We start from the raw sequence: 26,672 nt of genomic DNA, 5'->3' as shown, positions 1-26,672 counted from the left end.
CCACCACCACGACACGGTGGCGCGTGGCCAGGTGCAGTGGACCTGGCGTGACCGGGGCGACGACGGCGGCGCGAGCGGTGGTGAGCGGCCATGAGCGTCCTGACGCTGCTCCTCGTGTTGCTGCCGACCGCAGGCGCGGTCGCCACCGCGGGCGTACCGCGGTGGCTGGCAACGAAGTTCGGCGCAGTGGCGGCCTCGCTGACCTTCATCGACGCGCTCGTCGTGCTGCTGGTCTTCGACTACGGCGCCACCGAGCAGCTGCAGTTCGAGGTGAGCTGGCTGTGGATCCCGGCCATCGGGCTGCGCTTCCACCTCGGCCTGGACGGCATCTCGCTGCCGCTTGTCGTGCTCACGACGGGGCTGGTTGTCCTGTGCTTCCTCACGTTGCGGCGGCAGGTGCCAGAGCCGGGCAGGGCCCGTGCGCTCGTGGTCGCCCTGCTGGTGCTCGAAGTGGGGATGGTGGGCACGTTCCTCGCCGGTGACGTGCTGCTGTTCTTCATCTTCTTCGAGATCGTGCTGCTGCCGATGTACGCGATCATCGCGGTGTGGGGCGGGCCCGGCAGGCGGGCCGCGGCGAACAAGTTCCTGCTCTTCACGTTGCTCGGTTCCGCGGTGATGCTGGTCGGCCTGCTCACCGCGGCGGCGCACGCCGGGTCGCTGTCCATCCAGCGGTTGCTGGAGAACGCCGGCGGCGGCATGTCCACCGGTCTGCAGGTGCTGGTGTTCCTGACCATCGCGGGCGGGCTGGCAGTCAAGGTGCCGATGTGGCCGTTGCACAGCTGGCTGCCGGACGCGCACACGGAGGCGCCGACCGTCGGTTCGGTGCTGCTCGCCGGCGTGCTGCTGAAGATGGGCACCTACGGCATGGTCCGGATCGCGTTGCCGACCGCGCCCGAGGGAGCGCACCTGGTAGCGCCGTTCCTCGGCGCGTACGCGGTCGTCGGCATCGTGTACGCGGCCCTGGCCTGCCTCGCGCAACGGGACCTGAAGCGGTTGATCGCGTTCTCCTCCGTGGGGCACATGGGGTTCGTGCTGCTCGGCATCTCGACGTTGAGCCCGGTCGGGGTGAACGCGGCGCTGTTCGGCAACATCGCGCACGGGATCATCACCGGGCTGCTGTTCTTCGTCGCCGGTGCCATCAAGGAGCGCTACGGCACCACGGACATGACCGAGCTCGGCGCCGGCATGCGCGCGAAGGCGCCGCAGCTCGCCGGGTTCCTCGCCGTCGCGTCGATCGCGAGCCTCGGCCTGCCGGGCTTCGCCGGCTTCTGGGGCGAGATGCTCGCGCTGCTCGGCGCGTGGCAGCCGGCCGAAGGGCTGCCACGGGCGGCGTTCCTCGTGTACCTCGCGATCGCGGGCGTCGGCGGGGTGCTGACGGCCGCGTACTTCCTGGTGATGCTGCACCGGGTCGCCCACGGCAAGGTCGCCGACAGGTGGCGGACGGTCGCGGTGCCGCGGTTGTCCACGATGGAGCTGGTGACCTGGCTGCCGCTGGTCGCGGTCATGCTCGCCACCGGGCTGTGGCCGCGCACGCTGCTCGGCCTGACAGGTGCCGCCGTCAATCGGCTGCTCGGTATCGGCGGGTAACGGGGGTATCGGGCGATGGCAGTTCAGCTGAGCGGTCTGGTGGTGCCGCTGATGCTCGCGGTCACCGCTGCCGTCGTGCTGCTGCTCGACGCGTTCCTGCCCGACCGCGCGAAGTTCCTCGTGCTGTGGCTCGGCATCATCATGCTTGGCGTCGCGTTCGTCATCACCGTGCCGCAGCTGTGGTCGGGCGCGCAGGCCTTCTGCCGGCAGGGCGCCGACATCGTGTGTGCGTACGACCTCGCACGGTACGGCGTCGTGCTGCACCTGGCGATCCTCGTGGGCGCGGTCGCCGTGCTCCTGCTGTCGGTGCAGACGGTGGTCGAGGAGAGCATTCCGCCAGGCGAGTACGTGTTCCTGCTGCTGTGCTCGGTGACCGGCGCTCTGGTCCTCACCGCGGCGGGTGACTTCGCCACCCTGGTCGTCGGCCTGGAGACGCTGTCGCTGCCGGTGTTCGGCATGGTCGCGTTGCGCGGCCGGGTCGGCCGCGTCGCAGGCGGCGAGGCGGCGCTGAAGCTGTTTCTCGTCTCGGTGGCGTCGACGGCGTTGCTGCTGTTCGGCGTCAGCTGGATCTACGCGGCTCGCGGCTCGCTGTGGCTCACCGACCTCACCGGCGACCCGTCCGTGGACGACAGGTTGCAGCCGGTGCTGGCCGTCGGTATCGCGTTCGCCGTGCTCGGCTTCGGTTTCAAGGTGGCCGCGGTGCCGTTCCACGCCTGGGCGCCGGACACCTACGAGGGCGCGCCGCTGCCGGTGGCCGCGTACCTCGCCGTGGTCTCCAAGGTCGCCGGCTTCGCCGGCCTGGTGGTGCTGCTCGGCCGCGGTCTGGAGCCGTACGCGGTGAACTGGGCACCCGTGCTCGCGATCGTCGCGGCGTTGACCATGACCGTGGGGAACCTGGTGGCGTTGCGGCAGCGCAGTGCTATCCGGTTGCTTGCGTGGTCGTCGATCGGGCAGGCGGGGTACGCACTCGCGCCGTTCGCCGGGGGCGGCAACCCGGTGGCCGGCGTCGACCCGCTGGCCGCGCCTGTCTCGTACATCGTTGCGTATGCGGCGATGACGATGACCGCGTTCGCGGTGGTGGTGGCGGTCACCAGGGACCACCCGGACGGCCAGCTCGAGTCGTACCGCGGTCTGCTGTGGCGCCGCCCGATCGCGGGTATCGCACTCGCCTTCGCGCTGGTGGCGCTCGCCGGCGTGCCGCCAGGCCTGGTGGGGCTGTTCGCCAAGGTCGCCGTGTTCCGTGCGGTGCTGCTCGGCGGCGCCGGCTGGCTGGCCATGGTGATGGCCGTGAACGTCGTGATCGCGCTGTACTACTACGTCTCGTGGACGGTGCTGGTCGTGCAGCGGCCGACCGCCGAACAGCGCAAGCAGCTGCCCAAGGTTCCCACCGCGGTGCCTGCGCCCATCGGCGCCGCGGTCGCGGTGAGCGTGACCGCCACGGTCATCCTTTCTGTGCTGCCGCAGCTGGTGTTCGCGGCCAGGGACCTGTTCCCCGTCGCCTCGCCGTAGCTACGGCGGTCACCCCGTGCAACCGTGCCCGGTCGGGCACCACGGGCTTCTGCCCAGGGCCTTTCCGCGTAGTGGTGGCCGTTGGAACAGAAATGGTCACTGTCGGCATCACTGCCCGATCCAGGATGCGGCCACAGCCGCCTCGGGGAGGTATCGTGCCGGGGCGGGAAGTGCCACTGGTGGTCAGGATTTCTGCCACGACGACACGACACGGGTTCTGGGGTGTGGCCGTGTCGCGCCGGTCGGTGGAGCGCTTCCCGTCGCGATGACCGTCGCCTTGCCGCGCACCTTCGTGGTGGGTCCGAAAGTGCATGCGGTGGCGACCGGGGGAGGTCAGGCCTGGTGCATCTGGCCGGCCAGCCAGATGCACCAGGTCTCGCGAAATCATCCGCCTGGTGCGTTGACCGCGCCGACCGCCTGCCGCTCGCACGCCGCTTGTCGCCGGCCCGCCGGTAGGCGAGAGAGCGAGATCGACCCTGGTGCGATCCGCGTACCCCGGGTTGCGTAGCCGTTCGAACTCCGACAGCGCCCAGGTGAGAGTGTTGATCGCCGTGGCGTGTTCGCCGCGCAGCGACTCGACCCTGGCCCGCCACAGGGCGAGGTGCGCGAGCTCCAGGTCGGTCGGCTCCGCGGCGGCGTGGAAGGTGGCCTCCGCACGGCGCAGCGCCGCGGTCGCCTCGCCGAAGCGCTGCTGGTGCGCCAGAGCGTCCGCGAGCGATAGCGAGAGGTACGCGACGAGCGCGTCGTCGCCCAGCCGCTCGGAGATCGCGAGCCCCTCGCGCAGCCGCTGCTCGGCGTCGACCGGGCGGCCCATCACGACGAGCAGCTCCGCGTAGTTCATCAGCGTGCCGGCGGCGCTGCGTGAGTCGCCGGTGTAGATGCCGAGCGCGAGCAGGAACTGCTCCTCGGCCTCCGGGTAGTTGCCGGTGTCGGTTAGCGCAAGCCCAAGCATGGCGAGCACCTGCGCGTAGAGCTGCTCGTCGAGCGCACGTGCCTCGGGCAGCAGCGCGCGCAGCCGGTCGGTGCTTGCCCGGTACTCGGTCAGCTCGTGGTACGCGGCCGCGAGGCGTTCGCCGGCGATGACCGCGAGATGCCGGTCCGCGCTGTGCTCGGCTGCCGCTGCGGCCTCGCTGCGCAGGTGCAGGTAGTCGGTCGGGGAGGCGCCGGCAAGCGCGTGCGCGTTGGCGAGCTGCAGGAGCAGCCTGGCCCGCAGGTCGCTGTGCAGCCTGGTGGCTTCTACCGCCGTAGTCAGCGTCCTGGTCCTGACGTCGGCGAGGCGGCGGATGGAGAGGAACCCGTACAACCGCGCCGCGAGCATGCCGGCCAGGTCCGGCAGGCACTCGGCGGCGTCGGTGACGATGTGCGCGAGCTGTACGTACCAGCTGTCGAGCCAGCCGAGCGGGTCGCGCTCTACGGCGGACGCCGCCAGTGGTGGTGCGGTGCCTGCGGTGCGGAGCCCGGCGACGAACGTCCGGCCGGCCGTCACCTGCACGTCGGCGGTCTCGGCGAGACCCAGCCAGGCCTGCCAGAGGCGCTGCCTGGCGGCGGCGGTCGCCGCCGCGGGTTCCTCGTCGCGCAGCCGTTCCTCGGCGACCAGGCGCACCAGGTCGTGCATCCGGTAGCCGGCCTGGCCGGCGTGCTCGACCAGGTGGGCGCCGGCGAGGTCGTCGAGCAGGTCACGCCCGGTGTCCTCGTCGACGTCGAGCAGCGGCGCCGGCATCCAGTCGGGGAACGGCAGCGGCGGGAGCAGCGCCAGCCGCTGTACGAGCAGCCGCTGGTCGTCGCCGAGGGACTCCCAGCTGAGCAGCAGCGTGGCCCGTACCGCCAGGTCGTCGCTTTGCAACAGGTCCAGCCGGTGCCGCTCGTCCGCCAGCCGGCGGGCGAACCTGTCGATCGGCGGTGCGCCGCCCGCCTTCGTCAGCCTGGCGGCCGTGACGCGCAGCGCGAGCGGCAGCCGGCCGCACAGCTCGACCAGCTGGTCCACGGCCTCGCCGGCGGCGGCCAGCTGGTCGCCGCCGAGGTGCTCGGCGAGCAGCTGCCTTGCCTCGCCGTCGGCGAGGGTGCTGATCGGCAGCTGGTGGGCACCGTCCAGGCTGGTGAGGATCGGCCGACTGGTGACGATGGCCGCGCAGTCGGCGGTCGCCGGCAGCAGCGGCCGCACCTGGGCGGCGTCGGCGGCGTCGTCGAGCAGCACGAGCACCCGCCGGCCGGCGAGGCAGCTGCGGAACAGCGCCACGCGCTCGTCCAGGTTGCTCGGCAGGTCGGCGCCGGTGACGCCGAAGGCGTGCAGGAAGGTGCCGAGGACCTCGAACGCAGCCACCGGAGCCCCGGCGCCGCCGCCGAGATGGGCGTAGAGCTGGCCGTCGGGGAACTCGCCGGTGGCGCGGTGGGCGGCGTGTACGGCCAGGGCCGTCTTACCGGTGCCGCCGCCGCCGTGCAGGCAGATCAGGGCAGGCGCGGCGCCGCGGTCCGCGTCGGTCAGGACGGCCAGCAGCTCGTCGAGCTGGCTGCGGCGGCCGACGAACGAGCCGAGGTCGGCCGGCAGCTGTCGCGGCGTGGGCAGCGCGGCCTGGAACCCGGTCCTCGCCGTGCTGTCGGCCCCGGCCTGCAGCAGGGTCGGGTCGCCGGTCACGATCCGCTGCTGCAGCCGCTGCAGCTGCTCGCCCGGGTCAAGGCCGAGCTCGTCGACCAGCTGTCGCCTGCCGGTGGTGTAGACGTCGAGCGCCTCCGCCTGGCGGCCGGTGCGGTAGAGCGCGAGCATCAGCTGGCCGCGCAGCCGTTCCCTGAGCGGATGGGTTCGTACCAGGTCGGTGAGCGTGCCGACCAGGTCGTGCGCGCTGTCGAGCTGCAGGGCGGCGTCCATCCGTCCTTCCACCGCGCAGAGCCACTCCTCGCGCAGGCGCTCTGCCGTGACGTCGAACTCGGGCGCTCCGATGTCCTGGAACGGCTGCCCACGCCAGAGCGCAAGTCCACGTAGGTAGCACTCGTGGGCGTGCTCGTGGTCGCCGCGCCTGGCGGCGACGGACGCGAGGTGGACGTGCTGCCTGAACTCGTCCAGGTCCGTCGTGACGAGGTTGGTCGGCAGCAGGTAGCCGGGCTGCCGTGTGACGAGGACGTTGCGGGGTTCCGCTACGTCCGCGGCGGCGAGCCGTTTGCGCAACGTGCTCACACAGGACTGGATCTGCACGCCGGCGGTGGGCGGCGGTGTCGGGCCCCAGATCACGTCCGCGAGCGACGTGGTGGAGACGACCTCGCCGATGCGCAGCGCGAGCGCGGCGAGCAGCGCACGTTCGCGGTGCCCGCGCAGCTCGACCTCCCGGCCGGCGACCTCGAGCGCCGGCGGGCCGAGCAGCCTGATCCGCACCACGTGACGCAGCATAGGAGACCGGTACGCCGCGCAGATACGTTCAGTCGCTGGCGGCGCGCACCTCGTCGGCAGGCGCCTTGGGCGCGTCGGCGGGTGGCCGCACCTCGTTGCTCGTGCGGAGCGGGAGCTCCTTAAGGAACAGCGAGACGATGAACGCGGCGGCGACGAACGGCACACCGACGAGGAACACGTCGTCGATCGCGTTCGAGAACGCGGTGAGCACCGGTGTCTTGAGCGGTTCCTGCAGCCGTTGGATCGCCTCGATGTTGTTGGCGTCCACGTTCGGCGTCCTCGTGCCCGGTGGCACTGCACCTGCCAGCTCCTCGGCCAGGTACGTGCTCAGCCTGCTGCTGAGCACGGCGCCGAACACCGCCGTGCCGATGGCGCCGCCGGTCTGCCGGAAGAACACCGTGGAGCTGGTGGCCGCACCCATGTCCGACATCGCGACCGAGTTCTGCACGGCGGTCACGATCGTCTGCATGGTGAAGCCGAGCCCGGCACCGAAGAAGTAGACGAAGATCGCCGCCTGCCAGTACGGCGTCTCGAAGGTGAGGGTGCTCAGCAGCAGCAACGCCACGATCAGCGTGGCCCCACCGAGGATCGGGAAGATCTTGTACCGCCCGGTGCGCGTCATCAGCTGACCGGACCCGATCGACGTGGTGAAGATACCGGCTACCGCGGGCAGCATGCCGAGCCCGGACATCGTCGGCGACATGCCCATCACGGCCTGCAGGTACAGCGGGAAGAACACGATCGCACCGAACATGGCGACACCGCACAGCGCCGCGAACAGGTTGCCGACGCTGAACACCCTGTTGCGGAACAGCCGCAACGGGATGATCGGCTCCTCCGCGTAGTGCTCGACGACGACGAACACCACCGCGAGCGCGATGGCGCCGCCGAGCAGTGCCAGCGAACGGCCGGCGAACCAGCCGTACTCGTTGCCGGCCCAGTTCAGGTAGAGCAGCAGCGAGCTCACCGCGGCGACGATGACCATGGCGCCGAGGTAGTCGATCCGGTGCTCTCTGCGCTTCAACGGCATGCGCAGCGCCAGCGACGTCACGACGAGCGCGGCCAGTCCGATCGGCACGTTGATCCAGAAGATCCAGCGCCAGCCGGGACCGTCGGTGAAGAACCCGCCCATCAGCGGGCCCGCGACGCTCGAGACACCGAAGACGACGCCGAAGTACCCCTGGTACTTGCCGCGCTGTCGCGCCGGGATGACGTCCCCGACGATCGCGAGCGCGATGGACATCAGGCCGCCGCCGCCCATGCCCTGGACGGCGCGCGAGCCGATCAGCTGCGTCATGTCCTGGCTGAGCCCGGCGAGCACGGAGCCGACCAGGAAGATGCCGATGGCGATCTGGAAGATCAGCCGGCGGCCGTAGAGGTCGGAGATCTTGCCCCACAGCGGCGTGCTCGCCGTCGCGGTCAGCAGGTACGCGGTGACCACCCAGGAGAGGTGGTCGAGACCGCCGAGCTCGCTGACGATGCGCGGCAGCGCGGTGCCAACGATGCTCTGGTCGAGCGCGGCGAGCAGCATGCCGGCCATCAGGCCACCGAGCACGACCAGGATCTGTCGGTGGGAGAGGGCGGTGGAGTTGGTGGAGTTGGTCGGGGTGGCCTCGGCCGCCCGCGACGAGTCGTCGCGGTCGACGTCCGTCATCAGCTCTCCGTTCCTGGTACGTGTTCCTCGAGGGCGGCGGCCAGTCGGTCGGTCAGCGCGCACAGGGTGCGCAGCTCGTCCTCGGACCAGTCGGCGACGGCCTGGTGGATGAGGTCGATGCGGGCCTGGGTGGCTGCCTTCAGCATGCGCCGGCCCCGCGGCGTGAGGGCCAGCTGGCTGGCCCTGCGGTCGGCGGGGTCCTCGGTGCGCTCGAGGTGGCCGTTCTTCTCCAGCCGCGCTACGTGCCGGCTCACGGTGGAGGTGTCGAGGCCGGCCTGTGCGGCGAGCTCGGACACCCGGCAGTGGCCGTTCTCCCGCACCTTGTGCAGCAGGAGCACGGCCCAGGCCTCGTCCGGCGTACGGGCGGTGACCGCCTTCAGCTGCCGCCCGATTCGCATCAGGGCCAGCGGCAGGCCATGTTCGAGGTCCGTCGCCGGTTTCATTGCTTGCACCCCACAACTATATGCAGGCCGGCGAGGGGACGGCCAAACCGTTTCTCGCGAGCGTCACCGGCCGGGGTGCAGGCAGTACCGGCGGTAGGTGTCCGGCGTCAGGCGGGTGGCTCGCAGGGACAGCGGCGCAGCTCCTGCAGGGCGTCGCCGAGTGCGTCCTCGTCGGACACCGGGGCGGCGAAGCTGATCCGCGAGTGCTGGCAGCCGCGCGCGGTGACGCAGGCGAGGTCGAGGCCGTACCTGTCGATCCCCGTGATGGTGACCTCCCGCAGCGTGCGCCTGTCGTCGCGGTTCAATCTGGCCATCGCCCACTGGGTCAGGTCGTCGTAGTGGTGCTGCTGCAGGTGTCCGGTGATCTCCTGCTCGTTCTCGTACACCGGGTCGGGCTCGGCGTCGCGGAACTCCTCGACCGCCACGTCGTACGTGCCGTCGCTGCGCGTCAGCGAGAGCTCGGCCGGGTGCAGCCGGTAGAGCGAGGCGCCGTGCCCGACGGTCAGCAGCTCGCCGGCCGGCCGGCTGGTCGCCGCGTCGAGAGCGGCCTTCCGCTGCTCCTCCTTGCCCAGCGGTTCCACCCAGCCGGCGACGCACAGCCGGGCGCGGGGCAGGTCGGTGCGGACCGGCGGTACGTCGAGCAGGTCGAGGAACGCGGCCGCATCCTGGTGCCGCGAGTCGGTGACCGTGGTGCGCAGCCGGTTGGCCGGCTCGCCGCTCTCCTCGACGAGCAGCACGATCTCGTTGCTGGACGCACCGGTGTACGGGCGCGCCTTGAGCACGATGTCGTCCGGGCCGCCGGCGATCGCGTGGGGTGTGCCAGGTCCGCCGCTGGCGGGGACGAGCAGGGTGCCAGGCACCACGCCGAAGACCAGGGTGCGAGCCGTCTCGGCCGGGGTCGGCCAGCGCGGCAGTCGATCGGTCAGCGTCGTCATCCGGCCTCCAAGCGAGCGGTCCACCTGATATAGGTTAGGCTATCCTTAGTTCTAGGAGGTAGTGTGAGTCGACCCCGACCGAAGGTCAAGCGCAGCAGGGCCCTGGGTATCCCGCTGACCCGCAAGTGCGTGCCGTACTTCGAGCGCCGCCCGTACCCGCCTGGTGAGCACGGCCGGGCACGCCGCAAGGAAACCGACTACGCGCTGCGGCTGAAGGAGAAGCAGCGGCTGCGCGAGCAGTACAACGTCTCGGAGACGCAGCTGCGTCGCACGTTCGACGACGCGCGCCGGCGCGAGGGCAAGACCGGTTCGAACCTGGTGAGCCTGCTCGAACGGCGGCTGGACGCGATCGTCTGGCGGTCCGGGATAGCGCGCACGATCTACCAGGCGCGGCAGCTGGTCGTGCACCGGCACATCACGGTGAACGGGCAGCGCGTGGATCGGTCGTCGTACCGGTTGGCGGTGGGTGACGAGGTGTCGGTCGCGCCGCGCAGCCGCACCCTGCCGCCGTTCCTGGTGGCGGCGGAGGGCGCGAACGCGCCGGACTCCACGCCCTCGTACCTCGACGTGCAGCTCACCGACCTGCGCGTACAGCTGCTGGCCGAGCCGTCGCGCCCGCTGGTGCCGATCATCTGCGACGAGGCGATGGTCGTGGAGTACTACTCGCGCTGACCGGTTGTGCCGGCCGCCCGGTAACCTCACCCGATGGAATCGCGAGAAGGCGCCGTCGCCGACGACCCGGCGATGCTGGCCGAGCTCCTCGTCGACCACCTGGGTGCGCTGCGACGGAGCATTCGGCGAGCGTCCGGCAGTAGCTGGCCACCACGCGGGCTGACGAACGCGCAGATCGACCTGGTTCGTGTGGTACGCAACCAGCCGGGCATCTCCGTGGCGGAGGCGGCCCACGAGCTGCGGCTCGCGGCGAACACGGTGAGCACTCTCGTCGGGCAGCTGACCGAGGCGGAGATCGTCACCAGGGTCGCGGACGACAAGGACCGTAGGGTCGCGCGGCTACGCCTCACCGAGTCGGCCGCGGAACGGTTCCGCGCCTGGAACGACGAGCGGCACCACGTGGTCACCGAGGCGATCGCCGGCCTCCCCGCGGCCCGTAGGCGCAACCTGGCGAAGGCGCTGCCCGTACTCCTCGACCTCGTCGAGCGGCTGCCGGACGCGGAAGCCCGCGAGGAAGCCTGACCGTACGGCGGTCAGGGCGTCGGCGAGTTGCGGCGGACGAGCACCAGCCAGCTCAGCGAGGCGGTCACCGCGGACGCCGCCATCACCGCGGCCATCGGCATGGCCGTGTTCTCGCCCGCGACGCCGACCAGCGGCGCGGCCAGGCCGCCGACCAGGAACTGGAGTACGCCCAACATGGCGGAGGCGGCGCCGGCGTCCTTGCCGTGGGCGGCCATCGCAAGCGCCATCGCGTTCGGGAAGATGAAGCCCATCCCGGTCGCGACGAGGAACGCACCGCCGAGCACCCCGACCACCCCGGCGCCGGCCAGCTGCCCGACCAGCATCAGCAGGCCGCCGGCGAGCAGCGACCCGATGCCGGTGACCAGCAGCCGGTACGCGCCGAGCCGGTGGGCGAGACGGCCGCTGATCTGCGCGCAGATCACCAGGCCGAGCGCGTTGGCGCCGAACGCGTAGCTGTACACCTGTGGCGAGAAGCCGAAGACGTTCTGCAGCACGAACGACGACCCGGAGATGTACGAGAACATCGCCGCGAACCCGAACGCGGTGGTCAGGGCGTAGCCGATGAGGATCGGGTCGTGGCCGAGGCGCCAGAACGTCCGTAGCGTGCTGACCAGCCCGCCGGCCCTGCGCCGCTCCGGTTCCAGCGTCTCCGGCAGGCCGAGCGCGACGCCGAGCATCAGCAGCAGCCCGATGACCGCGAGCGCCACGAAGACGCCGCGCCACGAGGTCCAGCGCAGCAGCTGTGCACCGAAGATGGGCGCGAGGATCGGGGCGAGCCCGTTGACCAGCATCAGCGACGCGAAGAACCGGGCCGCGGCGGGCCCGGAGAACAGGTCGCGCACCACCGCCCTGGCGATCACCACCCCGGCCGCGCCGGCGAAGCCCTGGGCGAAGCGCAGCACGTCGAGCAGCACGATGTTCGGGGAGATCGCGCAGGCGAGCGCGACGAGCGTGAACACCGCCATGCCGACGATCAGCGGGCCGCGGCGGCCCTTCGTGTCGCTGAGCGGGCCGATCACCAGCTGACCGAGCGACATGCCGACCACGAAACCGGTCAGCGACAGCTGTACGGCCGGGCTGGTCGTCTGTAGTGAGTCGGTCATCTCCGGCAGGCCTGGCAGGTACGCGTCGATGGACAGCGGCGCGAGCGCGGAGAGACCGCCGAGTACGACGATGACGCGGAGGCGTTTGGAGCGGCTGGACAAGACGGTGGGCGTCGCGACGGACTGGCCGGCGACGGTCATGCTCCTCCAGCTCTCCGGGGTAAGAGGTGAACAGGGCTACGGTCTGCTACAACCCGCAGTGCCATGTTCGCATTCCTCGTGGCCGAATCTCACCTCTGCGCCAGAGGTTGTACGTACGGTCAGCAACAATTCGAGCTACGGGGCTTCCGCGTACGCGTTGCCGAGGGCGTCGCCGAGGAAACCGAGCGCGCCAGGCATGGCCCGGCGCCAGTAGTAAACGTCGTGCCCGCCCTCGCTGATGTGCCCGCCGGGCTTCGGCTCGAGCCGGTCGCGGAACTCCTCGACCGTGTCCACGAACGGGTCCACGTCGCCGCAGTCCACCCGGACGTCCACGCTGCGCAGCGCGCTCGACCTGCGGAACACGTCGTGCCTGCGGAAGTCGGACGCGCCGTCGAACGCGCCGTCCGCGGCGTCCTCGGGATCGCGCCACAGCGCCGGGCTGACCGCGGCCACCGCGACGACCTGGGCGGGGAAGTGCTCGGCGAACAGCAGCGCGCCGTAGCCGCCCATCGACCAGCCGATCAGCCCGATCCGGTCGGTCTGCAGGCCGCGGTCGGCGAGTACAGGGAGCAGCTCGTCGCGGATCATCCGCGGTGGGTCGTCGGCGTTCTCCCGCTCGTGCCAGTAGCTGTCCGGCCCGCCGTCCACCGACACCACCACGAACGGCTGCACGGCGAACGCGGTGACCTGCGCGAGGTACCTGTCGGCGCCGAGGTCGTCGAACGCGAACCTGTGGTCCCTGCCGCGGCTGTGCAACGCGATGGCGACCGGGAGCTGCGCCGTGGCGACCATGCCTGGCGGGTAGCTGGCGCGCCAGCTGACCTTACGGTTCCCGCGTGCTCGCGAGGTGAACGTGCCGCCGGCCGACCGCCCTGGCTTGGTCTTCGGCACCGGGGTCTCCGGACCGGTCCAGCCGAGCTTGCGGTGGACCGCGCCGCGGCCGGGGAGCACCTCGGTCTCGACGAGCACGGCGCCCAGGCCGGCGGCCCCCACTACCCCTGCCGCGCCGCCGAGCAGTGCACGTCGACTCACCATCGAGTCGCAGGCTACGTGACCGGCGTCCCTGCCGGGCGGCTGGGCCTGGCAGCATGGGCGGCACGCCGGGGACCGTCCGGTACGCCGGATGAGACGAGGGAGCCGATGGCGGTTGGTGCCTACTGCACGTACATCCCGGAGGCCGACCTGCAGGCAGCGGTCGCACGCCTGCGGGCGGAGGCGGTGGCGAAGAGCGCGACCGGGGTGCACCGCCCGGGGGACGGCACTGCCGAGGTGGTCACCACGCAGCTGTGCCGGGTGACCGAGGGCACGCTGCTTGCGCGGCACCTGCTCGAGCGCGCGGCCGACGAGCCGCGGCCGGAGAGCGCGGAGCTGCTCGCCCTGGTCACCGCGGCGATGGGCAGCCCAAGCAATGACCTGCCCCGCCCGCTGACCGGCGTCGACCTGGCGGCCGCCGCGATCCCCGTGTGCGACGAGGCGGGCGCGTACGACACCGAACCGACGTTCCTCACCGTCGACCTCGACACCACGGACGTGGACGTGCTGAACACGCTGCACCTGCGGCCGCCGTCGGCGGTGCGCTACCGGCTGGCCGAGGGCGCGCGGCTGGACTGGATGGTCCGCGACGCGACGGCGGACGAGTGGCAGGTGGCCGTCTATCCGCAGGAGCTGCCCGAGCTGCCGGCCGACGCCGGGTTCGTGGTGCACCGCACCGACGCCGTGACGGGTGCGTTCGCGATGGAACCCGCGGGCTCGTACGAGGAGGCACTGCGGCTCGCCGAGACGTTCGTGGAGCACGGCTTCCCCGGCGTGGCCGAGCAGGCCCACGGGTTCGGCAACCCGTTCCCCGAGCTCGTGCAGATCGCCGCGGTGCGGTACCCGGAAGCCGGCGGGGTGGAGCTGGTGGCGACCGAGCTCGGCGCGGCGCGGCGGGAGTTCCTCGGCACCCCGGCCGCCAGCTACGTGGCGAACGTCGTGCAGGGCAGCCACGACGACGCGGTGCGCACCGGCTGGATGCTGTTCGGCCTCACCAACCTCCCCGACGACAGCTGACGTACGGGACGTGGTCAGCCGTGCGGGCGCACCGGGAGGGCGGACAGCCGGCGAGCGATGCCGGGTAGCCAGGTGAGCCGGTCGGCTGGCACCGCCAGCGCGAGGTCGGGGAACCGGGCGAGCAGGCTGCGGAACGCGATGTCGGCCTCGGCGCGGGCGAGCGCTGCGCCCAGGCAGAAGTGGATGCCGTGCCCGAACGCCAGGTGCGGGTTGTCCGCGCGGTCGAACCGCGCCTCGTCCGGCAGCTCGAACGCCGCCTGGTCGCGGTTCGCCGTCGCGTACACGAGCTGCACCGGCTCGCCGGCCCGAATGGTCACGCCGCCGAGCGCGATGTCCTCGCGGGCGTAGCGCATCGGCGCGATCTCGGCGGGGCCGGCGTAGCGCAACATCTCCTCGACGGCGGCCGGCACGCGGTCCGGCTCCGCGCGCAGCAACGCCAGCTGCTCCGGCCGGGTGAGCAACAGGAGCACGCCCCCCTGGCTGAGCACGCTGACCGTCGTCTCGTGGCCGGCGAGCAGGATTATCAGCGAGACGGAGATCAGCTCCTCGTCGCTGAGCCGGTCGCCGTCGTCCTCACGTACCTGGACGAGCGTGCCGATCAGGTCGTCGTGGTCGCCTGCGGCCTTCTTCGTCGCGATCAGTTCCTGCATGTACGCGATGAGGCTGCGTGCGCTCGTCGCGATCTCGTCCGGGTCGGGCGCGACGAGCCCCGCGGACCAGGAGCGCCAACGGTGCACGTCGTCCGCCGGTACGCCGAGCAGCTCGCAGATCACCCGGATCGGCAGCGGGTAGGCGAAGCCCTCGATGGCGTCGATCTCCTCGTGGCCGTCGAGCTCGGTGAGCAGCTCGTCGACGATCTGCTGGATCCGCGGCCGCAGCTCGTTGATCCGGCGGGCGGTGAAGCCCTTCGACACCAGCTTGCGCAGGCGCGTATGGTCCGGCGGGTCGTACGCGCCGAGGGTGCTGGTCAGGAACGGCTGCACGTCCTCGGGGAAACTGGCCGTGGCCGCGACGTCGAGCGCGTCCTTCCTGGTGTTGATGTCGCTGCTGAACCGCGTGTCGGTGAGTATGGCGCTGCACTCGGCGTGCCCGGTCACCAGCCAGACGGGCGTGCCGTCCAGATAGACGGCGCGGCTGACCGGGCCGCGGCCGGCCAGGTCGGCGAGGAAGCCGTCGCGGTCCGGTGTGGTCAGCAGCTCGCCGAGGTGGGGTGGTGCGGCGGGTTCGGACATGTGCGTCTCCTCGACGGCTCTCATCGGGGTCTCCGTAGCTCGGCTACGGCGTCCCATGCCTGCAGGCCACGGTCGTCCGCGAAGACGCCGTGGGTGAACATCTCCAGGGCGGCCCTGGAGTACCGCAACGTCGAGTCCAGCCCGTGCAGGTCGTCGACCTCGAGCACCGTGGCGAGCTGGCTCTCCAGCACCAGCGGTGCCAGCAACCAGCTGACGTACACGGCGGCGCGTGCGCGCGGGTCTGCGGTGGGACGGACCCAGCCGTCGCGTTCGGCGTCGGTGAGGAACGCCTCGGTGGTCTCGACGATCTCGTGGTACAGCTCGGCGGCCGCTGCGGACCCGTCGAGCAGTGACCTGGCCAGGTAGCGCCGTGCGTCGGCGGAGTCCTCGAGCGCGGCGGCGAGGCCGGCGGGGTCCTGGAGCAGATCCCGCGGACGGGAGGTGTGCATGATCTCCAGGAGAGCGGCGTCGCACGCCCTGCGCAGCCCTTCCTTGGACCCGAAGTGGTGCACGACCAGCGCGGGCGAGACGCCCGCGTCCGCCGCGATCGCCCGCAACGTCACGCGGTTCACCCCGTCGGCGCCGAACCGGCGCATGGCCGCGTCCTTGATGCGGGCGCGCGCCGTGCGGTCGGGTGAACTCATGTTCAGCAAGCTAAACGTTTGTTCAGTCCACGGCAAGAGAAAGCCCTCCCACCGCTCGGCGGTGGGAGGGCTCCGGGTGGTTCAGCGGGCGAGCGAGCCCATCGGGTCCCACGCCGGCAGCACAAGCGGCTCGGTATCGAGCGCGTCCTGCAGGTGCTTCGGCAGCGCCGACCTGCGGGCGGCGATCTCGAAGACGTACTCGTCGAACCACGAGTCGTTCATCGTGTAGAAGCCCTTGTCCGCCTTGTCGTCGCCCCAGCTGTTCTCCACCCGCCACTTGCGCGGCGTGCCGTCGACGATGTCGACGCCGGTGAACAGCATGGCGTGCGTCATGGCCGAGTGGTGGTAGACGAGCCGGTCGGCCTTGCTCAGCGTCACCTCGGCGTCGTAGACGCTCCCGTAGTCGTAGAGCTTGGCGTCCCAGATGCCGATCTCGCGGCTCATCATCGGGTCCACGTCACAGCCGAACCAGACAGGCTCGCCGCCGGCCACGGTGTCCGCGGCGATCTGCTTCAGCACGTCGATCTCCACGTTGAGGTACGTGACCCGGTCGCCACCCACGACGGCCCCGAGGTAGTCCACGGTGAAGGTGCGGCCGTACGGGCTGGTCTCGCGCGGGTCGTTCACCAGGCAGACGTACTCGTCGATCGGGACGGTGACGTACTCGGCGGCGAACTCCGTCGGGGTCGTCCACCCGTGCCGGTGGAAGTTGCGGTCCTTGTCCTGCCATTGCCACAGGAACTTCGTGGGTGGCGTGCCGATGTGGATGCGCAGCACCCGGTGTACGACCTCGAGCAGTTCCCGCTTGCGTTCCCGCTGCGCCTCGACGCCGGACGCGCGCAGGGCACGCACGTCCCTGGCGCCCTCGCGCAGGATCGCGCACAGGTTGTTGTTCATCCTGCTGGTGGCGGACGAGCTGTCGGTCTCCGGCATCGCCTGCTTGGGGACCAGGCCGTGCTTCTTCACCAGTGCCGCGAACATGTTCCACTGCCCGCCGTCGCTGAGCACCTCGCTGAGGAGGAAGCCGACGGTGCGGTCGTCGACCGGGCGGTCGCTGGTGTCGATGACGGCTTCGAGGAAGTAGTTGGCGCGCTCCAACTTGTCCCAGAACTGCACGTAGCTCTGCGAGAACTCGAAGTCGGTGACGTTCAGCTTCTTGGCCGTGCCGGCACGGAGCAGGTTCAGGCCCGCGAACATCCAGCAGCGGCCGCTGTTCTTCTGGTTCGTGGTCTTCCAGTCGTCGAGCAGGTTCGACACGGTAGTGTCGGTCGACGCGACGATCTCCCGGTCCAACGCGACGTTGTCGATCGACGTGGACGTGACGGCGTTCTGCATCGCCCGGTGCGTCGGGTTGGCGGCGAAGCTCTTGTCGAACAGCTCCAGGTCGGAGGCTGTGAGTGCTGGCTCAGTCAACGAGACTCCTCGTGGTGGCTCGTGTCGGTAAGTGGCCCTCCGGCAGACTACCCATGACACCTCGGCCGCGCCTGTGAGTCGCGGACCGCCGCGGGTGGCCGGCCACGCTGCGCGATCGCGCGCTAGGCGTCGACGCCGAGGACGGTGGTCACGTACTCCTTCAGGATGGCATCGAACAGCGCCTGGCCGTCGGTGACGATGAACCGCATGTGTCCGTAGATCTCGATCGCGACCGTTCCGTAGAGCCGGCTCCAGGCATCCGCGTAGAGGCGCACCAGGCCGACGGGCACGTCCGTGAAGTCCTCGCCGAGCTCGGTCGTCATCCGCTCGGTGACGAACTCCTGCATCTGCTCGACCAGGTGCGCGTCGATGGTGTCAGGGTCGGGGAGGTCGAACGGGCGCTGTCGCCAGATCGCCACGAACAGGATGAAGAACGAGGCGCACAGCTTCCGCACGTTGGGGACGTCGCAGTGCGGCGGCACCGCGTCGCCCGGGGGTGCGGGGGCGAGACCGAACGCGAGCTGGAACTCCCGTGGATGGTCGATGCACCAGCGGCGGAACGCGCGGGCGGCGGCGACCAGCTGGCGCCCCGGGTCGTCGGCCGGCTGGCCGGCGGCGCCTTCGACCAACGCGGCCAGCAGCTCGCCTGCGACCCGGTCGTTCAGCTCGATCAGCAGGTCCTCGTGGCGGGGGAAGTAGCGGTAGATGCCGGGTGCCGTCATGCCGATCTCGCCGGCGACCGCCCGCACGGACACGTTCGACGGCCCGCCGGCAGCGAGCAGCCGCCTGGCCGCGTCGAGGATCTCCTGGCGGGTGGCCTGCCGCGTCTTCTCGCGGCGGGTGAGCTCCGGCACCCGACTGCCCCCTTGACATTAGTGAACACCGTATGCAGAGTTAACACCGTAAATTGTAAACGGTGTTAACGGTTGTTGGTGTCGCAGTCTAGCCGTGGAGGTCTGCCGTGTTCGAGTCGTTGGGCCGGGTGGTCTACCGACTGCGCTGGCTGGTGCTGGTGCTCGCCGTCGCGTTCGTCGCGTTCGGCGCAGTCTGGGGGAGCGGCGTCGCCGACGTGCTGCAGCCCGGCGGGTTCAACAACGAGGACAGCGAGAGCGCGAAGGCCCAACGGGTACTCGACGACGAGCTGGGCCGGCAGGCGACCGACGTGATCGTGCTCTACCGCAGCGACGACCTGACGGTGGACGACCCGTGGTTCCGTACGGCCGTGACGGAGACCCTGGCCGACCTGCCGGACGACGCCGTCGCGTCCACGGCGAGCTACTGGTCCACCAAGTCCCCGCAGTTCGTCTCCGCGGACGGGCACAGCACGTACGTCTCGGTCCGGCTGACAAGCGACGACCAGGGCCGGCAGATGGAGCTGGCGGAGGAGATCGAGCCGAAGGCCGATGCGCCGGGTCTGACCGAGCAGCTCGGCGGGCCGGCGGCGGTGAACAGCGAGATCAGCGACCAGTCGAGCGAGGACCTCGCGCGCGCCGAGAGGCTCTCGCTGCCCGTGGTGTTCGTGCTGCTGGTGATCGTGTTCGGCGGACTGGTCGCGGCGTCGATGCCGCTTGCCGTCGGCGGCATCACCATCCTCGGCGGCTTCGTCGCGCTGCGCCTGCTCTCGATGGCCACCGACGTGTCGATCTTCGCGCTCAACGTGGTGACCCTGCTCGGGCTCGGTCTGGCCATCGACTACGGCCTGTTCGTGGTGAGCAGGTTCCGCGAGGAGCTTGGCCGAGGACGCCCGGTGCCGGACGCCGTCGCCGCGACGATGGCGACCGCAGGACGTACCGTCGCCGTCTCCGGCATCACCGTGGCGATATCGCTGGCCGGCCTGACCCTCTTCCCGCAGATGTTCCTGAAGTCGATGGGGTACGGCGGGATCGCGGCCGTGAGCATCGCCGCGGGCTCGGCGCTGCTCGTGCTGCCTGCGCTGCTCGGCGTCCTCGGGCACCGGATCGACGCGCTGTCGCCGCGCCGGTTGCTGCGGCGCATGCGGGGGAAGGCGCCCGTGGCCGCGCCGCGGCACGTCGCCGGCGACGGCCGCTGGGCACGACTGGCGCGCAGCGTCATGCGCCGGCCGGTGCTCTACCTGACCAGCGTCACGGCGGTCATCCTGTTCCTCGGGTCACCGTTCCTCGGGATCTCCTTCGGCGGCGTCGACGAGCGGGTGCTGCCCGAGGACGCGACCAGCCGGGTGGTGGCGGACACCATCGACGAGGACTTCCCGAAGCAGCAGACCGCGCCGATCATGGCGGCAGTGCGGCTCGACGGGCCTGCGACCGATGCCCAACAGCGTGCCGAGCTGACCGCGTACGTCGACCGCATCGACGATGTCGACGGCGTCACCGGCGCGCGCCTCACCGGCGCCGAGGGCGACCTCGCGCGGGTGAACATCGACTACGACGGCAAGGCGACCTCGGCACATGCGCGCGACATCGTCAGGGACGTCCGCGACGTGGAGGCGCCCGACGGGGCGACCGTGCGCGTCGGTGGTGAGAGTGCGGACCTGGTCGACCTGCTCGCCGGTCTCGCCGGTGCACTGCCGAAGGTCGCGCTGCTCGTCGGCAGCGCCACGTTCGTCCTGCTGTTCCTCGCTTTCGGGTCGCTGTTGCTGCCGCTGAAGGCGGTGCTGATGAACGTGCTCTCGCTGTCCGCGGCGTTCGGCGCGCTCGTTTGGATCTTCCAGGAGGGCAACCTCTCCGGGCTGTTGGACTTCACCGCGACCGGCGCGCTCGAACCCAGCCAGCCGGTGCTCGTGCTGATGGTGGTGTTCGGGCTCTCCATGGACTACGAGGTGTTCCTGCTCTCCCGGGTACGGGAGCAGTACGACCTCACCGGCGACAACACGGCGGCCGTCGCGTCCGGGCTGCAACGCACCGGCGGGATCATCACGAGCGCGGCACTACTGCTGATCGTGGTGGTGGGTGCCTTCGCCACCGCGGAGGTGATGTTCCTGAAGCTGATCGGTGTGGGCATCGTGATCGCGGTCGCGGTCGACGCGACGTTGATCAGGGTGCTGCTCGTGCCGGCGACCATGCGGCTGCTCGGCCGGGCCAACTGGTGGGCGCCAGGTCCGCTGCGCAAGCTCTACGCCCGCTACGGCATCAAGGAGTCCGAGGCGCCGGTGGCCGAGCTGGACGCCGACGCGCTCCGCGAGCCGTCACACGCCCGCTGACCGGTCAGCTGGTGAGCAGGCGGGCGATGACGTTGCGCTGGACCTCGTTGGTGCCCTCGCCGATCTCCAGGATCTTCGCGTCCGTGTAGAACCGGGAGATGGCCGACTCCCTGACGTAACCGTAACCGCCGTGGATCTGCACGCTGGCGCTCGCCGCGCGGTTGGCCAGCTCCGAGGCGTAGAGCTTCGCCATCGCGGCCTCCTTGGTGAACGGCCTGCCCTCGTCCGCGAGCCATGCCGCTCGTCGGACGAGGCCGCGTGCCGCCTCCACCTCCGTCGCCATGTCCGCGAGCTTGTGTGCCACCGCCTGGAAGCTGTGCAGCGGCTTGCCGAACTGCTCGCGTTCCTTCGCGTGGGTGGTGGCAAGTTCGAGCGCGGCCCTGGCCAGCGACAGCGACAGTGCCGCCACGCTGATCCGGCCCGGGTCGAGCACCTGCAGGAACTGCCGCAGGCCGTTGCCCTCGTCGCCGATCAGGTGCGTGTCGGGCACCCAGCACTCGCGGAAGACGAGCTCCCTCGTGTCGAGCATGTGCCAACCGATCTTCTGCAGCGGCTGGCCCTTCGTGTAGCCGGGGTGGTCGTCGGGGACGAAGAACGTACCGAACCGTTTCGTCCCTTCGTCGGTCGTGCCGGTGACGGCGAGCACCGTGACGCCGAGGCTCATCTCGGTGCCGGCGTTGCTGATGAACATCTTCGTCCCGTCGAGCAGCCAGCCACCGTCGGCGCGGCGTGCGCGCATCTGGATGCCCGCGGCGTCCGAGCCCGCCGTCGGCTCGGTGAGGCCGAACGCGCCGATGTTCCTGCCCTCCGCGAGCGGCACCAGCCAGTCGCGTTTCTGGGTCGGCGTGCCGAACGTCGCGAGCGGCAGCGTGGCGATGGTGGAGTGCGCGTTCCAGGCGGACGCCACGGACTGGTCGGCCGTGCCGAGCTCCTCCATGGCGGTCACGTACGCGAGGTAGCCCGCGGCGCTGCCGCCGTACTCCTCGTCGACGAGCATGCCCATCAGACCGAGGTCGCCCATCTTGCGGAACACCTCGGTGGGGAAGTACGAACGCTCCGACCACTCGGCTGCGTACGGCGCGACCTCCTTGTCCGCGAACTCGCGGCACATCCGTTGCAGGGCAACGGTCTCTTCCGGCAGGTCGAAGTCCATGTCACGGACCTTTCGGGGTCAACAGCATCTTGAGCTGCTCACCGCTGTTGCCGAGCAGCGCGTCGAACACATCTGGCCCCGCGGTCAGCGGCCTGATGTCGGTCGTCATGGCGGTCGCGTCGAGCCGGCCGGTGGCCAGTAACCCGAGCACCCGCTGGATGTCGTAGTTGTAGCCGAGCGAGCCGACCACCGTGCGTTCGTACAGCACGACCGAGCCGAGCGGCAGGTCGAGCCGTTCGCCCGATACGCCGGCCAGCGTTGCCGTGCCGCCGCGGCGGACGGTGTTGATCGCCAGCTCCGCGGCGGCAGCCTTGCCTGTCGCCTCCACCACGACGTCGGGGCCGACCCTGGACGTACGCCTGAACACTTCCCTGCGGACGTCGACGGCCGTGGGGTCGAAGACCTCAGTCACGCCGAGGGTGGCGGCGTGCCGGGCGCGTGCCGCCATCGGTTCGCTGACGTAGAGCCCGGCCGCGCCGGCGAGCCGTGCGGCGAGAATCGCGGCCACACCGATCGGGCCCGCGCCAATCACCAGGACGTTGTCGCCGGGTTGCACGCCCGCGCGGCGTACTGCGTGCAGGCCGACGGCCAGCGGCTCGGCCACGGCGGCGTGTTCGTCGGGTACCCTGTCGGGTACCGGCACCAGGCAATACACGGGCACGGTGACCAGCTCGGCGAAGCCACCAGGCGCGGCCAGGCCGACGGAGCCGCCCTTCGCGCAGATGTGGTAGTCGCCACGCAGACACCAGTAGCACTGGTCGCAGCGCAGGCAAGGATCGACTGCCACCCGCGTGCCGACCTCGATGCCGGGCGCGGTGCCGTTCAACGCCACCACTGTGCCGCTCATCTCGTGGCCCATGGTCATCGGCGGTTTGCATCCGGTGAGTGGGTGACCTTCCGGCCTGATGAGCACCGGGCCGTCCGCGTACTCGTGCAGGTCGGTGCCGCATATGCCGCAGAACGCCACCTCGATCACGGCCTGGCCGACGTCCGGGGCAGCGGGCTCTGGGACATCTGCCAACCGCAGATCGCCCTTGCCGTACCAACGGAGCGCGTGCACCCGGACCCACCTCCCGACGTCTTGTCCCACAGCCTATTGTTTCGTAGACCGATCGGTACAAGAATCGCCAATACACCGAGTTTGGTCAAGAGAGTCGAGGAGAAGCGTGAACGAGATCTCGACCACCGACGCCGCGGCACTCGTAGAGATGTACCGCAGGATGCGGTTGATCAGGGCCTTCGAGGAACGTGCTGCCACGCTCTACCGGGACGGGGACGTGCCGGGTTTCCTGCACCTCTCCGTCGGGCAGGAGGGATCGGCCGTAGGCACTTGCTGGCCGCTGGAGGAACGCGACGTGGTCACCTCCACCCATCGCGGGCACGGACACTGCATCGCCAAGGGGCTGGACCCGAAGGCGATGCTCGCGGAGCTGATGGGCAAGAGCGAGGGCGTCTGCGGCGGCCGCGGCGGCTCGATGCACATCGCCGATCCGCGCCTTGGCATCTTCGGCGCGAACGGCATCGTCGCCGCCGGCCTGCCGATCGCCGTCGGTGCGGGAACCGCTGCGCAACTGCGCGACGAGGGCGCCGTGGTGGTCGCGTTCTTCGGCGACGGCGCGGTGGCCCAGGGCATGTTCCACGAGGCGGTCAACCTGGCCGCGGTCTGGCAGCTGCCGGTGCTCTTCTGCTGCGAGAACAACAAGTACGCGGAGTTCTCCGCCGCAGCGGCCCAGCACCCGGTGACGCTCACCGACCGTGCCCAGGGGTACGGCGTCGAGTTCCACCGGGTGGACGGGAACGACGTGGTCGAGGTCGCGCAGCTCACCGCCGGCCTGGTGGAACGGCTGCGCTCCGGTGCCGGCCCGATCATGGTCGAGGCGGACACCTACCGCTGGCGCGGTCACTACGAGGGCGACCCGGAACGCTACCGTGATGCCGACGAGCTCGAGCACTGGCGAGAGCGCGACCCGTTGCTGGTGGCGGCCAACCGGCTCGCCGAGCTGGGGGTGGACAGCGCGGATCTGGCCGCGTGTGACGCGGAGGTCGAGCAGCTGATCGACGACGGTGTCGCGGCGGCGCACGCCGGCCGGGAGCCCGCCGCGGAGACCCTGCACCACTACGTGATCACGCCCAGGGAGCCGGCGCCTGAGCCGGTGGAGCCCGCCGGTGAGACCACGAAGGTCGGCAGGGCGGTCAGGGCGGCCCTGACGTACGAGCTGGAGCACGACGACTCGGTCTTCCTCGCCGGTATCGACGTGGGCGCCGGCGGCAACGTCTTCGGGCTGACCAGGGAGCTGGCCGACACGTTCCCCGGGCGGGTGCGCGACACCCCGATCTCCGAGACCGCGATCGTCGGCACGGCAGTGGGCGCGGCGCTCGCCGGGATGCGACCGGTGGTCGAGCTGATGTACTTCGACTTCCTGGGTGTGTGCTTCGACCAGCTACTCAACCAGGCGGCCAAGCTGCGCTACATGACCGGCGGCGGCGCCAGCCTGCCGCTCGTCGTGCGGACGCAGTTCGGCGCCGGTCGTTCCTCCGGCAGTCAACACTCGCAGAGCCTGGAGGCACTGCTCGCGCACATACCGGGTCTCACCGTCGTGATGCCGGCGACGCCCGCCGACACGTACGGCTTGCTGCGCGCGGCGATCCGCGACCCGAACCCCGTCGTCTTCGTCGAGAACCGGTTGCTCTACGGCAGCGTCGGCCCCGCACCGCCTGACGGCCACCTGGTGCCGCTCGGCAAGGCGCGGGTGTGCAGGAGCGGCACCGACGTCACGCTGGTCTCGTACTCACGGATGCTGCACGAGTGCCTCGCCAGCGCCGAGCAGCTCGCGGCGGAAGGTGTCAGCGTCGAGGTCATCGACCTGCGGACGGTCGCGCCGCTGGACAAGCCGACGGTGCTCGCGTCGCTGGCGAAGACCAACAGGCTGGTGATCGCGCACGAGGCGGTCGCCGAGTTCGGGGTGGGTGCCGAGCTGGCCGCGCTCGCGGCACACGAAGGCTTCTGGACGCTCGATGCCCCGGTGTTGCGGGTGGGTGCCGAGGCCACGCCCGCGCCGTACGCGCCGACGCTCGAACGCGCCTGGCTGCCCGACAGGGAGAAGATCACCGCCGCATTGCGTACGGCGGCAGCAGCGTGATCAGGTCTCCGCTGGGGCGTTGCGGTCGCGGAACTTCGCGACGCGGTCCTCCAGGTCGCTGAGGTCGTAGCTCTCGCTCCTGAACCCGGAGAACAGCGTCGCGCAGTACTCCCTGGACAGGTACGCGGCGTCCCACGGCCCGTTCGGTCGCACCCACTGGTACGTGTGGTTGTGCATGTTAAGGAACTGGAGTACGGCGATCCGCGGGTTCATGGTGCGGAACGCGCCGGAGTCCATGGCCTCCACGAGCAGGTCTTGCACGATCTGTTCGAACTGCCCGCGCTGCCGCTTCAGCCGGCTCTTGTTGGCGCCGCGCAGCTGCCGGTAGTCGTGCTCGTACACCCAGATGTGGTCGAGCCGCCTGAAGATCATGTCGAGCAAGGTCTCGGAGAGCAGCCGCAACCGTACGACCGGGTCTTCGTCGAGCGCCGCGATCTCCTTGGCGGACGTGAGCAGCGGCGTGAGGACCCTGGCCTGGATCTCGACGAGCAGGTTCTCCTTGGAGCCGATGTAGTAGTACAGCGCGCCCTTGGCGAGGCCGGCGGCCTTGCCGATCTCCGCGATACCGGTCGCCGCGTAGCCCTTCTTGCCGAACAGGTCTGCGGCAGCGTCGATGATCTCCTGACGCTTGACCTCGTATCCCGGCCCATGTCCTGGCGGTCTTGGCATGACTCCTCACAGTCGCCGAGGGCGTGCTCTTGCAGACACCGTAGTCGGGTTGCGCGGCAGTGTTGCGTCAGTCCCCGAAACGCGCATGTCCCGGACCGTCGGCGAGGAACGATTGCATCCCCGTGTCCTTGTCGGCCGTCGCGAACAGCCCGGAGATCGCCGCGTGCTCCAGGGCGAGCCCGGCGGCCATGGACGCGTCCGTACCGTGGTCGACGGCCTGCTTGATCGCCTGGATCGCGTACCTGGGACCGGCCGCGAGCCGGGTGGCGTAGTCGAGCGCCGCTTCGTACACCTGGCCGTCTGCGGAGAGCTGGTCGACGAGGCCGATGGCGTGTGCCTCGGCGGCGTCGAGCCGGCGGCCGGTCATCATGATCGCCTTCGCCTTCGCCGGTCCGACCAGCCGGCTCAACCGCTGGGTGCCGCCCGAGCCCGGCATGATGCCGAGCAGCACCTCGGGGAGGCCGAGCTGTGCTCCCGGGTCGGCCACCCGGTAGTCGGCGGCCAGCGCGAGCTCGAGGCCGCCGCCGAGCGCGTTGCCGGAAATCGCGGCGACGACGGGCATCGGCAACCGCGCGAACTGGTCGAGGGTGCGCTGCATGGCCCGGTTCCAGTGGTGGATCTGCTCGTACCCCATGTCGGCGAGTTCGTGGATGTCGGCGCCGGCGGCGAACGCGCGCTCGCCGCCGTAGAGCACCACCGCGCCGACGTCGCTGGCGTCGGTGAGGTCACGCGCGACTTCGGCGAGTTCGCTGCGCATCGCGCTGTCGAACGCGTTCAGCGGCGGATGGTGCAGCCGGACGGTCCTGACCGACCCGCGCGCTTCGAGTTGAACTCTGGTTCTCGGGCCGGTTTCCATCGATCTTCCCCTTGTCATGCCGGTTCGAGAGTCCTACAGTGCTGCCATCGAGTTTATTAGACCGATTGGTACACGAAACAGATCTACAGAGCATCGAGTTGTCGGGGAGTTCTTCATGGGCGAAGCACAGGTGACCGTGCCCGAGGGTCCTTCCGTCCCGAGGGAGGAAGTGACCGAAAACGAGCTTCGCGCGCTGGGGGTGGACCTACAGCGCGACTTTCCCGGTTCGACGGTGGCGGACTTCCGCCGCTACCCGGTGCTCTCCGAAGGCGGCTGGTTCATGGTCGTCAAGCACCAACCGACCCTCCAGTCCGTCAGCCGCGAGCCGTGGCACCTGTTCGGCCCGATCACCCTCGTCTCGGCCGGTCTCGCTGTCGACTGAATTAGCGTCTT

The 26,672-nt window shown here is 70.5% G+C and carries 22 protein-coding genes; 8 read left to right on the top strand and 14 right to left on the bottom strand.

Features of this window, described 5'->3' with window-relative positions:
- Window positions 1-90 precede the first annotated feature (90 nt).
- Window positions 91-1,587 (top strand): NADH-quinone oxidoreductase subunit M, encoded by a 1,497-nt coding sequence (locus GEV07_15815; GenBank protein MQA04124.1) that lies wholly within the window; start codon window positions 91-93, stop codon window positions 1,585-1,587.
- Window positions 1,588-1,602: 15 nt separating this feature from the next.
- On the top strand, window positions 1,603-3,096 hold the full coding sequence (locus GEV07_15810) for an NADH-quinone oxidoreductase subunit N (protein ID MQA04123.1): 1,494 nt from the start codon (window positions 1,603-1,605) through the stop codon (window positions 3,094-3,096).
- Here GEV07_15810 and GEV07_15805 read toward each other — a convergent pair.
- The 4 genes from GEV07_15805 to GEV07_15790 all read right to left on the bottom strand — a co-directional run bounded on the left by GEV07_15805 (window position 3,029) and on the right by GEV07_15790 (window position 9,507).
- Window positions 3,029-6,475, bottom strand: a complete 3,447-nt coding sequence (locus GEV07_15805) for a hypothetical protein (protein MQA04122.1) — start codon at window positions 6,473-6,475, stop codon at window positions 3,029-3,031. The two genes, GEV07_15810 and GEV07_15805, sit on opposite strands and share 68 nt — an antisense overlap.
- Window positions 6,476-6,503: 28 nt before the next feature.
- Window positions 6,504-8,129, bottom strand: a complete 1,626-nt coding sequence (locus tag GEV07_15800) for a DHA2 family efflux MFS transporter permease subunit (protein MQA04121.1) — start codon at window positions 8,127-8,129, stop codon at window positions 6,504-6,506.
- Window positions 8,129-8,572: a MarR family transcriptional regulator gene (locus GEV07_15795; GenBank protein ID MQA04120.1), complete on the bottom strand. Its 444-nt coding sequence runs from the start codon at window positions 8,570-8,572 to the stop codon at window positions 8,129-8,131. The genes GEV07_15800 and GEV07_15795 overlap by 1 nt, the downstream gene beginning before the upstream one ends.
- Window positions 8,573-8,679: 107 nt before the next feature.
- The gene (locus GEV07_15790) at window positions 8,680-9,507 is read right to left on the bottom strand and encodes a DUF2470 domain-containing protein (protein ID MQA04119.1); all 828 of its coding nucleotides are present in this window, start codon (window positions 9,505-9,507) and stop codon (window positions 8,680-8,682) included.
- Between the two features lie 63 nt (window positions 9,508-9,570).
- Between GEV07_15790 and rpsD the strand changes: the two genes are divergently transcribed.
- Window positions 9,571-10,179: a 30S ribosomal protein S4 gene (gene rpsD, locus GEV07_15785; protein MQA04118.1), complete on the top strand. Its 609-nt coding sequence runs from the start codon at window positions 9,571-9,573 to the stop codon at window positions 10,177-10,179.
- 33 nt (window positions 10,180-10,212) lie between these two features.
- Window positions 10,213-10,701 carry a MarR family transcriptional regulator gene (locus tag GEV07_15780; GenBank protein MQA04117.1) on the top strand — a complete coding sequence of 163 codons (489 nt, stop codon included), beginning with the start codon at window positions 10,213-10,215 and terminating at the stop codon, window positions 10,699-10,701.
- An 11-nt stretch (window positions 10,702-10,712) separates the two neighbouring features.
- On the opposite strand, the gene GEV07_15775 is transcribed toward GEV07_15780, so the two are convergent.
- Both GEV07_15775 and GEV07_15770 read right to left on the bottom strand, forming a co-directional pair.
- Window positions 10,713-11,945: a Bcr/CflA family efflux MFS transporter gene (locus GEV07_15775; GenBank protein ID MQA04116.1), complete on the bottom strand. Its 1,233-nt coding sequence runs from the start codon at window positions 11,943-11,945 to the stop codon at window positions 10,713-10,715.
- A 135-nt stretch (window positions 11,946-12,080) separates the two neighbouring features.
- Window positions 12,081-12,980, bottom strand: a complete 900-nt coding sequence (locus GEV07_15770) for an esterase (GenBank protein ID MQA04115.1) — start codon at window positions 12,978-12,980, stop codon at window positions 12,081-12,083.
- Window positions 12,981-13,085: 105 nt separating this feature from the next.
- Between GEV07_15770 and GEV07_15765 the strand changes: the two genes are divergently transcribed.
- Window positions 13,086-13,994 (top strand): hypothetical protein, encoded by a 909-nt coding sequence (locus tag GEV07_15765; GenBank protein ID MQA04114.1) that lies wholly within the window; start codon window positions 13,086-13,088, stop codon window positions 13,992-13,994.
- A 14-nt stretch (window positions 13,995-14,008) separates the two neighbouring features.
- On the opposite strand, the gene GEV07_15760 is transcribed toward GEV07_15765, so the two are convergent.
- From GEV07_15760 to GEV07_15745, 4 genes are all read right to left on the bottom strand, one after another.
- Window positions 14,009-15,226 carry a cytochrome P450 gene (locus GEV07_15760; protein MQA04113.1) on the bottom strand — a complete coding sequence of 406 codons (1,218 nt, stop codon included), beginning with the start codon at window positions 15,224-15,226 and terminating at the stop codon, window positions 14,009-14,011.
- A gap of 20 nt (window positions 15,227-15,246) precedes the next feature.
- On the bottom strand, window positions 15,247-15,870 hold the full coding sequence (locus GEV07_15755) for a TetR family transcriptional regulator (protein ID MQA04112.1): 624 nt from the start codon (window positions 15,868-15,870) through the stop codon (window positions 15,247-15,249).
- Window positions 15,871-15,951: 81 nt separating this feature from the next.
- Entirely contained in the window at window positions 15,952-17,283 is a 1,332-nt protein-coding gene (locus tag GEV07_15750; GenBank protein ID MQA04111.1) for an aminopeptidase, read from the bottom strand.
- Between the two features lie 122 nt (window positions 17,284-17,405).
- Window positions 17,406-18,137 (bottom strand): TetR family transcriptional regulator, encoded by a 732-nt coding sequence (locus tag GEV07_15745; protein MQA04110.1) that lies wholly within the window; start codon window positions 18,135-18,137, stop codon window positions 17,406-17,408.
- A gap of 107 nt (window positions 18,138-18,244) precedes the next feature.
- On the opposite strand from GEV07_15745, the gene GEV07_15740 reads away from it, so the two are divergent.
- Complete coding sequence (locus GEV07_15740) at window positions 18,245-20,461, top strand: MMPL family transporter (GenBank protein ID MQA04109.1); 2,217 nt, start codon at window positions 18,245-18,247, stop codon at window positions 20,459-20,461.
- Window positions 20,462-20,465: 4 nt separating this feature from the next.
- On the opposite strand, the gene GEV07_15735 is transcribed toward GEV07_15740, so the two are convergent.
- Window positions 20,466-21,614 carry an acyl-CoA dehydrogenase gene (locus GEV07_15735; protein ID MQA04108.1) on the bottom strand — a complete coding sequence of 383 codons (1,149 nt, stop codon included), beginning with the start codon at window positions 21,612-21,614 and terminating at the stop codon, window positions 20,466-20,468.
- A 1-nt stretch (window position 21,615) separates the two neighbouring features.
- Window positions 21,616-22,674 (bottom strand): alcohol dehydrogenase catalytic domain-containing protein, encoded by a 1,059-nt coding sequence (locus GEV07_15730; protein ID MQA04107.1) that lies wholly within the window; start codon window positions 22,672-22,674, stop codon window positions 21,616-21,618.
- A gap of 148 nt (window positions 22,675-22,822) precedes the next feature.
- Between GEV07_15730 and GEV07_15725 the strand changes: the two genes are divergently transcribed.
- Window positions 22,823-24,754, top strand: coding sequence for a 2-oxoisovalerate dehydrogenase (locus GEV07_15725; protein ID MQA04106.1), 1,932 nt, complete (start codon window positions 22,823-22,825; stop codon window positions 24,752-24,754).
- Here the strand turns inward: GEV07_15725 and GEV07_15720 are convergent, their stop codons facing one another.
- Entirely contained in the window at window positions 24,755-25,423 is a 669-nt protein-coding gene (locus GEV07_15720; protein ID MQA04105.1) for a TetR family transcriptional regulator, read from the bottom strand.
- Between the two features lie 67 nt (window positions 25,424-25,490).
- The gene (locus GEV07_15715) at window positions 25,491-26,279 is read right to left on the bottom strand and encodes an enoyl-CoA hydratase/isomerase family protein (GenBank protein ID MQA04104.1); all 789 of its coding nucleotides are present in this window, start codon (window positions 26,277-26,279) and stop codon (window positions 25,491-25,493) included.
- 115 nt (window positions 26,280-26,394) lie between these two features.
- Between GEV07_15715 and GEV07_15710 the strand changes: the two genes are divergently transcribed.
- A complete protein-coding gene (locus GEV07_15710; GenBank protein MQA04103.1) occupies window positions 26,395-26,661 on the top strand; it encodes a hypothetical protein in 267 nt (88 codons plus the stop codon).
- The last annotated feature ends 11 nt before the right edge of the window (window positions 26,662-26,672 follow it).

The organism is Streptosporangiales bacterium (genome assembly GCA_009379825.1).
Lineage (GTDB): Bacteria > Actinomycetota > Actinomycetes > Streptosporangiales > WHST01 > WHST01.
This window is presented reverse-complemented; position numbering and strand designations above follow the sequence as displayed.